We start from the raw sequence: 9,300 nt of genomic DNA on the forward strand, positions 1-9,300 counted from the left end.
AGGCCGAGCGTCGACCCTGTGCCCCGAACGTGCGGCAAGTGCTGCGACTGTACCGCAAAAAATGAAAAAGGCGCATCAGCGCCTTTTTCATGGGTGTCGTGTGGGCGTGACCGCACACACGACAGAGGGGGCGAAAGCGCGTTACGCCTTCGGCTGCTCCGGCTGACGCAGACGGATGTGCAGCTCGCGCAGTTGACGCTCGTCGACCGGGCTCGGCGCCTGCGTGAGCAGATCCTGCGCACGCTGGGTCTTCGGGAACGCGATCACGTCGCGGATCGAATCGGCGCCGGCCATCATCGTGACGATGCGGTCGAGACCGAACGCGATACCGCCGTGCGGCGGCGCGCCGTACTGCAGCGCGTCCAGCAGGAAGCCGAACTTCGCCTGCGCTTCTTCCGCGCCGATCTTCAGCGCGCGGAACACCTTGCTCTGCACTTCCTCGCGGTGGATACGCACCGAGCCGCCGCCGATTTCCCAGCCGTTCAGCACCATGTCGTACGCCTTCGCGAGGCAGCGGCCCGGATCGGTCTCGAGGTACTCGAGGTGCTCGTCCTTCGGGCTCGTGAACGGATGGTGCGCGGCGACGTAGCGCGCGTCTTCGTCGTCGTATTCGAACATCGGGAAGTCGACGACCCACAGCGGCTTCCAGCCTGCCTGGACGAGACCGTTCGCCTTGCCGAATTCCGAATGGCCGATCTTCAGGCGCAGCGCGCCGAGGCTGTCGTTGACGACCTTCGCGCGGTCGGCCGCGAAGAAGATGATGTCGCCGTCCTCAGCGCCGGTGCGCTCGAGGATCGCCGCGATCGATGCGTCGTGCAGGTTCTTGACGATCGGGCTTTGCAGGCCGTCGCGGCCCTTCGCCTTCTCGTTGACCTTGATCCAAGCGAGGCCCTTCGCGCCGTAGATGCGCACGAATTCGGTGTAGCCGTCGATGTCGCCGCGCGACAGCTCGCCGCCCTTCGGCACGCGCAGCGCCGCGACCCGGCCGTCCTTCGCGTTGGCCGGCGTGCTGAACACCTTGAAGTCGACGTCCTTCATCGCGTCGGTCAACTCGGTGAATTCGAGCTGCACGCGCAGGTCCGGCTTGTCCGAACCGAAACGCGCCATCGCTTCGGAGTACGGCATCACCGGGAATTTCGCGTCGAGCTCGACGTCGATCGTCGTCTTGAAGATGTGACGGATCATGTCCTCGAACAGGTCGCGGATTTCCTGCTCGCCGAGGAACGACGTCTCGCAGTCGATCTGCGTGAATTCCGGCTGGCGGTCGGCGCGCAGATCCTCGTCGCGGAAGCACTTGGTGATCTGGTAGTAACGGTCGAAGTTCGCGACCATCAGCAGCTGCTTGAACAGCTGCGGCGACTGCGGCAGCGCGAAGAACTGGCCCGCGTTCACGCGCGACGGCACGAGATAGTCGCGCGCGCCTTCCGGCGTGCTCTTCGTCAGCATCGGCGTTTCGATGTCGATGAAGCCCTGCTCGTCGAGATACTTGCGTGCCTCGATCGCGACGCGGTAGCGCAGGCGCAGGTTGTGCTGCATCTGCGGGCGGCGCAGGTCGAGCACGCGGTGCGTGAGGCGCGTCGTTTCCGACAGGTTGTCGTCGTCGAGCTGGAACGGCGGCGTGACCGACGCGTTCAGCACGTTCAGCTCGTGGCACAGCACTTCGATCTTGCCGCTCTTCAGGCCGGCGTTGACCGTGCCTTCCGGACGGTTGCGCACGAGGCCCTTGATCTGCACGCAGAACTCGTTGCGCACGCCTTCGGCGGTCGCGAACATCTCGGCGCGATCCGGGTCGCACACCACCTGCACGAGGCCTTCACGATCGCGCAGGTCGATGAAGATCACACCGCCGTGATCGCGGCGGCGCTGCACCCAGCCGCACAGCGACACGGTTTGGCCCAGCAGGTGTTCGGTCACGAGACCGCAGTATTCAGTACGCATCGACATGATGTTTGCTTTCGTTCGGTTTGATCAACGGGCGCCGCAACGCGCGGCCCGGGCGATGATTCTTTACTTACAGCGGCGGCTCGACGGGACGGCGGGCGGGCGCCGGAACCGGCGCCGAAGGCGCCACGACGCCCATCGAGACGATGTACTTGAGCGCGGCATCGACCGACATGTCGAGTTCGATGACTTCGCTCTTCGGCAGCATCAGGAAGAAGCCGGATGTCGGGTTCGGCGTCGTGGGCACGTACACGCTCACGTACTCTTCCGTCAGATGGTTGACCACGTCGCCGCCGGGCACGCCGGTCAGAAACGCGATCGTATACGAGCCGCGGCGCGGGTATTCGATCAGCAGCGCCTTGCGGAACGCGTTGCCGCTGCTCGACAGCAGCGTGTCCGATACCTGCTTGACGCTCGTGTAGATCGGCCCGACGACCGGGATGTGGCGCACGACCGCGTTCCACCACGTGACGAGCTTCTGGCCGATGAAGTTCTGCGTGGCCAGCCCGACCACGAAGATGAACGCGAGCGTCAGCACCGCGCCGATCCCCGGCAGATGGAAGCCGAGCATCCGCTCGGGCTGCCACGATTCGGGCAGCAGGAGCAGCGTCTGATCCATCGTGCCGATGATGAGGCCGAGCACCCACAGCGTGATCGCGAGCGGGACGAGAACCAGCAAGCCGGTCAGGAACACCGTTTTCAGGGTCGTCTTTTTCATCATCTGCCGTCAATGAACCGCGCCGGCGGCGCGGGTTGGTCGCGACCCGGCCGGGCCGCGACGGTCAACTGCCGGCGGCGGGCGTCGCGGCCGGTGCCGGCGCGGCGCTCGTCGTCGTGGTGCTGCTTGAACTGCTCGCCGCGGCCGGCGCGGCCGGCGCGGCCGCGGCGGGTGCGGCTTGCGCCCCGGAGGCTGCCGGCGCCGCGTCGCCCGACGTCGCCGCCGGTGCGCTGGTGCCGCCCGAGCCACCGCGGAAATCGGTGACATACCACCCCGAGCCCTTGAGCTGGAACCCGGCGGCAGTCACCTGTTTGCGAAAAGCATCCTTCCCGCATTCAGGGCATTGCGACAGCGGCGCGTCGCTCATCTTCTGGAGCACGTCCTTCGCGAAACCGCACGCTTCGCATCGATAGGCGTAGATCGGCATGATATTTTTCCCGCGGAAACTGGAAACGGCTTGCAAAACCTTGAATTATAGCCGAAACCCGGGCGCGCTCCGGCAATGGCCGAGACGCCGGCGCATCAGCGGCGACGCCACGTGAGCCAGCGCTCGTGCCCGTCGAACACGGCCAGCGAATCGGTCACCGGCAAATCCTCCACCCGTTCGAAGTGCGGCGCGAGCAGCGCGCCGAGCTCCGCACGCTCGATGCCGAACGGCGGCCCCTTCGGCTTCGCCACCAAGAAGAAATAACCGGCCAGCAAGCCGCCCGCGGGCAGCAGCTCGGCCATCCGCGCCGCATAGTCGGCACGCATGGCCGGCGGCAACGCGCACAGAAACGCTCGCTCGTACACCCACTGCACGTCGAACGGCGGCCGGTACTGGAAAAAATCCGCCTGCTCGACGACGTCCGCATGCGCGCCGAGCTGCGCCTTCGCGGCAGCGACCGCCTGCGCGGCGAAATCGATCGCGCGCACCGGCCAGCCGGCCTGCGCGAGCCATCCAGCCTCCTGCGCGCTGCCGCAGCCGGGGATCAGCACCGCGCACGGCTCGAGCCGCCGCGCGAACACGCGAAAGCCGTCGGGCACGCCGCCGAATTCCCACGGCGTCACGCCGCGCTCGAAGCGCTCATTCCAGAACGACGCGCTGCCCGGGTCGCGCGTCGCGAAATCGGCGGCCGACGGTGCGGCCGGTTGCTTCGGATCGGACATCGCCGCGCTCCTTTCGATCAGGCGCCGTACGCGAGCGCGAGCAGCACGCGCGCGACGAGCGCGCCGACGCCGACGGCCAGGCCGAAGATCAGCAACGCCTGCATCAGCCGGTTCGTCCGTTTCTGCTCGACGAGGATCTGGCGCATCAGCTCCTCGCTCGCGGCGCGCGGCGCGTCGTGGCGCGCGGCCATCGCATGGTGGATCAGGCGCGGCAGCTGCGGCAGCGTCTTGCTCCACTGCGGCGCCTCGACCTTGAACCGCTCGTACCAGCCGCGCAGGCCGATCTGCTCGGTCATCCAGCGCTCGAGATACGGCTTCGCGGTCTTCCACAGATCGAGTTCGGGGTCGAGCGAGCGGCCGAGCCCTTCCACGTTCAGCATCGTCTTCTGCAGCAGCACGAGCTGCGGCTGGATCTCGACGTTGAAGCGGCGCGACGTCGAGAACAGGCGCATCAGCACCTGGCCGAGCGAAATGTCCTTCAGCGCGCGGTCGAAATACGGCTCGCACACCGCGCGAATCGCGCTTTCGAGCTCCTCGACGCGCGTCTCGGGCGGCACCCAGCCCGATTCGAGGTGCAGCGTCGCGACGCGGTGGTAGTCGCGCTTGAAGAACGCGAGGAAGTTCTGCGCGAGGTAGTTCTTGTCGAAATCGGACAGCGCGCCGACGATCCCGAAATCGAGCGCGATATAGCGGCCGAACGTGTTCGGATCGAGGCTCACCTGGATGTTGCCGGGGTGCATGTCCGCATGGAAGAAGCCGTCGCGGAACACCTGCGTGAAGAAGATCTCGACGCCTTCGCGCGCGAGCTTCTTGATGTCGACGCCCGCCGAGCGCAGCGTCTCGACCTGGCTGATCGGCACGCCGGTCATGCGCTCCATCACGAGCACCTGCGACGTCGAGAAATCCCAGAACATCTCCGGCACGAGCAGCAGGTCGAGGCCCGCGAAGTTGCGGCGCAGCTGGCTGCCGTTCGCGGCCTCGCGCATCAGGTCGAGCTCGTCGTGCAGGTACTTGTCGAATTCGGCGACGACCTCGCGCGGCTTCAGGCGTCGGCCGTCGGCCCACATGCGCTCGGTCCACGTCGCGATGTCGCGCATCAGCGCGAGGTCGGAATCGATCACCGGCAGCATGTTCGGGCGCAGCACCTTGACGGCGACCGCCTTGCCCGCATGCGCGCCCTGCTTCAGCTTCGCGAAATGCACCTGTGCGATCGACGCGCTCGCGATCGGCTCGCGCTCGAATTCGTCGAACAGTTCGTCGACCGGCGCGCCGAGCGATTTCTCGATGATCGCGATCGCGACGGCCGAATCGAACGGCGGCACCTGGTCCTGCAGCTTCGCGAGTTCGTTCGCGAAATCGACCGACAGCAGGTCGCGGCGCGTCGACAGCACCTGGCCGAACTTCACGAAGATCGGGCCGAGGCTTTCGAGCGCGTGACGCAGCCGTACGGCGGGCGGATCGGAATAGCGGCGGCCGATCGTCGTGATCCGCAGCAGCAGCTTCACGCGCCGGTCGTCGATCCGGGACAGCATCACTTCGTCGAGACCAAAGCGGATGACGGTGTAGACAATCTTGATGAAACGGAAAATGCGCATGCCCTGCGGCCCTCAGTGCGCGCCGCGCGGGCCGGAACCCGTGCGCGCGCCGATTTTTTGTTCGAGTCGCTCGACCCGCTTTTCGACCCGCGCGAGCGCATCGCGCGCGCGCGCCAGTTCCGCGTCGAAACCGCCGAGCGACGCGCGCCGGACGACTTGCGGGTTCTCGTCGAGCCAGTATTCGGCGACGGAATCGAGCACGTTGCGGCCGGTGCGGCGCACGCGCGCGCCGGCGTCGCGCACGAACGTCGCGATCCGGTACGCGGCCGCGTCGCCGACCAGCTTCGCGAGATCTTCCTCAGGTTCCCAGCGCAGATGCTCGGCCAGCTTCGCGATCTGCGTCGCGAATTCCGCGTCGCCCTCGATCTTCACGTGCTTCATCACGGCCGCCTGGCCGCCCTGCAGGAACGCGGCGACCGTGTCGCCGGCGAGCGCGATCGACACGTCGACCTGTTGCGCATCGTGCGCGTCGACGGCCGACAGATAACCGTCGGGCTGCACGAGCAGCGTGAGCGTGACGGGAGGCACGTCGATCCGGGCAGTCTTGCCCGCATAGGGAATCAGGCGGTCGCGCGCCCACGATTCGCGCGCGAGCAGGTGATTGACGGCAGCAGCAAAAGGCTTGGCGGCAAAGGTCATCGGGCTGGGAAAGAAAAAACCCGCGCAGGCCGGGCGCCCACGCGGGTTTCTATTGTAACGTCGGATCGGCGGCAGACCGTGCCCGACCGTACACCCGGGCGGCAAGCGGTCGCAGTGCGGCGGCCGTCGCCCGGATGCCCGGCGGCGCGGGCCGCCGGTCACGCTCAGTGCGTGTTGATCTGCTGGATACCCGCGAGCAGCCAGCCCTGACTGCCCGACTTCGACAGGTTCCACACCTCGTCGAACGGCGCGGCCGACGTATTCGCCGATTCGCGGATCAGGCCGTGGAAGCGTACGCTCGCCGACTGCTCGATGCCGCGATCCTCGATCGCGACCAGTTCGGCGTCGAGCTGCACGACGTCGGTCTGGTTCGCGTCGTTGCCGCGCGAATCGAGGTCGATCTTGATCTCGGCGAACATTTCGGGCGTCGTGAACTCGCGGATGTCGGCCAGGTTGCCCTGGTCCCACGCGGCCTGCAGGCGCACGAAGTACACCTTCGCGCTGCGCAGGAACGCTTCGGTATCGAAGCCGGCCGGCACCTGCAGCGGCGCAGCCGCCATCGCGCCTGCCGCACCGGCCGCCGCCGCACCGCCGCCGAACACGCTCTGCGCTTCGTTCGCATAGCTGCTGCCGCTACCTGCATAGTTGCTGCCGGTGTTGCCCTGCTGGAACGACGGGCTTTGCGCGTAGCCGCCCGACGACGACGACGCGCCGCCGAGCGAATACGCCGGCTCCTGCGGGCGACGGCGGTTCATGAACTTGCGGATCAGCCAGATGCCGACCATCGCGAGCAACGCGATCACGATGACGTTCGCCATCATGCTCGCGAACGCGCCGCCGAGGCCAAAGTGCGACAGCAGCGCCGCGATGCCGAGACCGGCCGCGAGGCCGGCGATCGGCCCGAGCCAGCGCGAGCGGTTGGGTTGCGCGGCCGGCGTGGGCGCGGCCGGGTTCGTACGCTGCGCCTGCGACGGCGCCGCTTGCTGCATCGGCTGCTGCGCGGGCGGCGTGGCCTGACGCTGCGTGACGGTGGAATTCTGGCGGCCGATGCTGCGCCCGCCGCCCATGCGCTTGGCCTCAGCGTCGAGCGATGCGAACGTGCCGGCCGTGAGCAGGCCGACCATCAGCAGGGTGCCGACCCGTCGAGCCCACGGCTTCGACGGCTTGCCACGGTTGAACAACGAACGCGATTCGAACATCAGTTTCTCCAGATGTAAGACAAATGTATGGGAAGAGCCCCTTAGTACTTGGCTCCCATGTGTAAAGCTACCACGCCACCTGACAAATTGTAATATTTGACGGCATCGAGGCCCGCTTGTTCCATCATCGTCTTCAGCGTGTCCTGATCGGGGTGCATCCGGATAGATTCAGCAAGATACCGATAACTTTCAGCATCTTTCGCGAACTTGTCGCCAAGCCACGGTAATACTTTGAAAGAATACAGATCGTACGCTTTTTTCAGCGGATCCCAGACTTTCGAGAATTCCAGCACCATCACGCGGCCGCCGGGCTTCGTCACGCGGCGCATCTCGGCGAGCGCGGCGTCCTTGTGCGTCATGTTGCGCAGCCCGAACGCGACCGTCACCACATCGAAGTAGTTGTCCGGAAAGGGAATTTTCTCGGCGTCGCACAACAGCGACGGCGTCACGATGCCCTTGTCGAGCAGCCGGTCGCGGCCGACGCGCAGCATCGATTCGTTGATGTCGGTATGCCAGACCTCGCCCGTCGGCCCGGCCGCCTTCGCGAACGACTTGGTCAGGTCGCCGGTGCCGGCCGCGATGTCGAGCACCTTGAAGCCGGGGCGCACGTTCGCCTGCGCGATCGTGAACGCCTTCCACGCGCGGTGCATGCCCGCCGACATCAGGTCGTTCATCAGATCGTAGTTGCTCGCGACCGAATGAAACACGCCCGCCACTTTCTTCGCTTTTTCGTTTTCCTCGACGCTTTCGAAGCCGAAGTGGGTTTTGCTCATCGCGTTGATCCTCAGTAAATGGCAAGACGGCGCCGAGCGGGCGCCGTCGATTTCAGTGGCAGTGGCCGTGCGGCGCGCCGGCCGCCTGCATCGGCGCGTCGCGCTCGACGCCCGCCGCCTTCAGTTTGTCGAAATAGTCGCGCCACAGCGCGTCCTGCTGCGTCGCCAGTTCATACAGCAGATCCCACGAGTAGATGCCGGTCGAATGGCCGTCGGAGAACGTCGGCTGCAGCGCGTAGTTGCCGACGCCTTCGAGCGCGGTGATCGTCACTTCGCGCTTGCCGGTCTGCAACGTCTCCTGGCCGGGCCCGTGGCCGCGCACCTCGGCCGACGGCGAATACACGCGCATCAGCTCGAACGGAATCCGGTAACTCTCGCCGTTCGGATACTGCAATTCGAGCACGCGCGACACCGCGTGCACGACGACGCCGGACGGAATCGGCGTCGTGGAAGTCAAACCGCTCATGGCTGCCTCGAATCGGTCATGCGTTGAATTTCCTCGCGCACCGCATTGTGCAGCAGCGAGGCCTGCGCCGCGCGCGAGCGCAGCAGCGCCTCGGACACGCTGCGCTGGCGCGGCGCCCATACGGGCTGCGGGAAATGGGCGTCGTTGGAAAAACGCGGAATCACGTGCCAGTGCACGTGCGGCACCATGTTGCCGAGGCTCGCGAGATTCACCTTGTTCGGCTGCATCACGCGGCGCACGGCCCGCTCGACCGTGTAGACCACGCGCATCAAGTGTGCCCGCTCCGACTCGCCGAGATCGGAGAACTCGGCGACGTGCGCGCCCCAGATCACCCGGCAGAAGCCCGGGTAGTCGTGCTCGCCCGTCGCGAGCACGACGCGCAGCGCATCGTCCTGCCAGAGCACCTCGCCGCCGTCTTCACGGCAAAACACGCATTCCATCGTCGCTCCCATGTGGACGGGCGCCGGCGCATCAGCGCCGGCGCCCGCTCTCATCCGTCGCCCGGCCGGGCGGTCGTCATGCCCGCATTAGACCAGCACGCGCTCGATCCCGCCATGGTTGGCGCGTGCGACATAATCGGCCATCCAGTTCTCGCCGAGCACCTGGCGCGCGATCTCGACCACGATGTAGTCCGCTTCGAGATTCGCGTCCTCGCCGTAGCGCGACAGCCCCTGCAGGCACGACGGGCAGCTCGTCAGGATCTTCACGTCCGGGCCGGCCGCGGCAGCGGCCGCCGGCGCCGCCGCGTCGCCCGCCACCACCGGAATCGCACGCAGCTTCGCCGCGCCCTTGCGGATCTCCTCTTCCTTGCGGAAGCGCA

The 9,300-nt window shown here is 66.6% G+C and carries 11 protein-coding genes; all 11 read right to left on the minus strand.

Going from position 1 to position 9,300, the window contains the following annotated elements; genetic code table 11:
• Positions 1–141: 141 nt before the first annotated feature.
• Complete coding sequence (aspS, locus tag KPB06_RS04355) at positions 142–1,944, minus strand: aspartate--tRNA ligase (protein ID WP_006485737.1); 1,803 nt, start codon at positions 1,942–1,944, stop codon at positions 142–144.
• A gap of 67 nt (positions 1,945–2,011) precedes the next feature.
• Positions 2,012–2,662 (minus strand): DUF502 domain-containing protein, encoded by a 651-nt coding sequence (locus KPB06_RS04360; RefSeq protein WP_059578762.1) that lies wholly within the window; start codon positions 2,660–2,662, stop codon positions 2,012–2,014.
• A gap of 61 nt (positions 2,663–2,723) precedes the next feature.
• Positions 2,724–3,086: an FmdB family zinc ribbon protein gene (locus KPB06_RS04365; RefSeq protein WP_059578765.1), complete on the minus strand. Its 363-nt coding sequence runs from the start codon at positions 3,084–3,086 to the stop codon at positions 2,724–2,726.
• Between the two features lie 95 nt (positions 3,087–3,181).
• Positions 3,182–3,808: a methyltransferase domain-containing protein gene (locus tag KPB06_RS04370; RefSeq protein WP_275905570.1), complete on the minus strand. Its 627-nt coding sequence runs from the start codon at positions 3,806–3,808 to the stop codon at positions 3,182–3,184.
• A 17-nt stretch (positions 3,809–3,825) separates the two neighbouring features.
• Complete coding sequence (gene ubiB / locus KPB06_RS04375; protein WP_059578770.1) at positions 3,826–5,403, minus strand: ubiquinone biosynthesis regulatory protein kinase UbiB; 1,578 nt, start codon at positions 5,401–5,403, stop codon at positions 3,826–3,828.
• Between the two features lie 12 nt (positions 5,404–5,415).
• Positions 5,416–6,042: a ubiquinone biosynthesis accessory factor UbiJ gene (locus KPB06_RS04380; RefSeq protein ID WP_059578773.1), complete on the minus strand. Its 627-nt coding sequence runs from the start codon at positions 6,040–6,042 to the stop codon at positions 5,416–5,418.
• Between the two features lie 164 nt (positions 6,043–6,206).
• Positions 6,207–7,241, minus strand: coding sequence for a Tim44 domain-containing protein (locus tag KPB06_RS04385; protein WP_275905569.1), 1,035 nt, complete (start codon positions 7,239–7,241; stop codon positions 6,207–6,209).
• 41 nt (positions 7,242–7,282) lie between these two features.
• Complete coding sequence (gene ubiE, locus KPB06_RS04390; RefSeq protein WP_059578778.1) at positions 7,283–8,014, minus strand: bifunctional demethylmenaquinone methyltransferase/2-methoxy-6-polyprenyl-1,4-benzoquinol methylase UbiE; 732 nt, start codon at positions 8,012–8,014, stop codon at positions 7,283–7,285.
• A 52-nt stretch (positions 8,015–8,066) separates the two neighbouring features.
• Positions 8,067–8,480 (minus strand): gamma-butyrobetaine hydroxylase family protein, encoded by a 414-nt coding sequence (locus KPB06_RS04395; protein ID WP_006487879.1) that lies wholly within the window; start codon positions 8,478–8,480, stop codon positions 8,067–8,069.
• Positions 8,477–8,920 carry an HIT family protein gene (locus KPB06_RS04400; RefSeq protein WP_059578780.1) on the minus strand — a complete coding sequence of 148 codons (444 nt, stop codon included), beginning with the start codon at positions 8,918–8,920 and terminating at the stop codon, positions 8,477–8,479. Before KPB06_RS04400 ends, KPB06_RS04395 begins: the two co-directional genes overlap by 4 nt.
• 87 nt (positions 8,921–9,007) lie before the next feature.
• Positions 9,008–9,300 (minus strand): DUF3400 domain-containing protein (locus KPB06_RS04405; RefSeq protein WP_275920421.1); only part of this gene is annotated, 293 nt, incomplete at its 5' end.

The sequence above is a fragment of the Burkholderia semiarida genome, assembly GCF_029268935.1.
Taxonomy (GTDB): Bacteria; Pseudomonadota; Gammaproteobacteria; order Burkholderiales; family Burkholderiaceae; genus Burkholderia; species Burkholderia semiarida.

Bases quoted from the DNA above. Each gene is read 5' to 3' on its own strand.
- aspS (WP_006485737.1), bottom strand. From the start codon at position 1,944: ATGTCGATGCGTACTGAATACTGCGGTCTCGTGACCGAACACCTGCTG.
- KPB06_RS04360 (WP_059578762.1), bottom strand. From the start codon at position 2,662: ATGATGAAAAAGACGACCCTGAAAACGGTGTTCCTGACCGGCTTGCTG.
- KPB06_RS04365 (WP_059578765.1), bottom strand. From the start codon at position 3,086: ATGCCGATCTACGCCTATCGATGCGAAGCGTGCGGTTTCGCGAAGGAC.
- KPB06_RS04370 (WP_275905570.1), bottom strand. From the start codon at position 3,808: ATGTCCGATCCGAAGCAACCGGCCGCACCGTCGGCCGCCGATTTCGCG.
- ubiB (WP_059578770.1), bottom strand. From the start codon at position 5,403: ATGCGCATTTTCCGTTTCATCAAGATTGTCTACACCGTCATCCGCTTT.
- KPB06_RS04380 (WP_059578773.1), bottom strand. From the start codon at position 6,042: ATGACCTTTGCCGCCAAGCCTTTTGCTGCTGCCGTCAATCACCTGCTC.
- KPB06_RS04385 (WP_275905569.1), bottom strand. From the start codon at position 7,241: ATGTTCGAATCGCGTTCGTTGTTCAACCGTGGCAAGCCGTCGAAGCCG.
- ubiE (WP_059578778.1), bottom strand. From the start codon at position 8,014: ATGAGCAAAACCCACTTCGGCTTCGAAAGCGTCGAGGAAAACGAAAAA.
- KPB06_RS04395 (WP_006487879.1), bottom strand. From the start codon at position 8,480: ATGAGCGGTTTGACTTCCACGACGCCGATTCCGTCCGGCGTCGTCGTG.
- KPB06_RS04400 (WP_059578780.1), bottom strand. From the start codon at position 8,920: ATGGAATGCGTGTTTTGCCGTGAAGACGGCGGCGAGGTGCTCTGGCAG.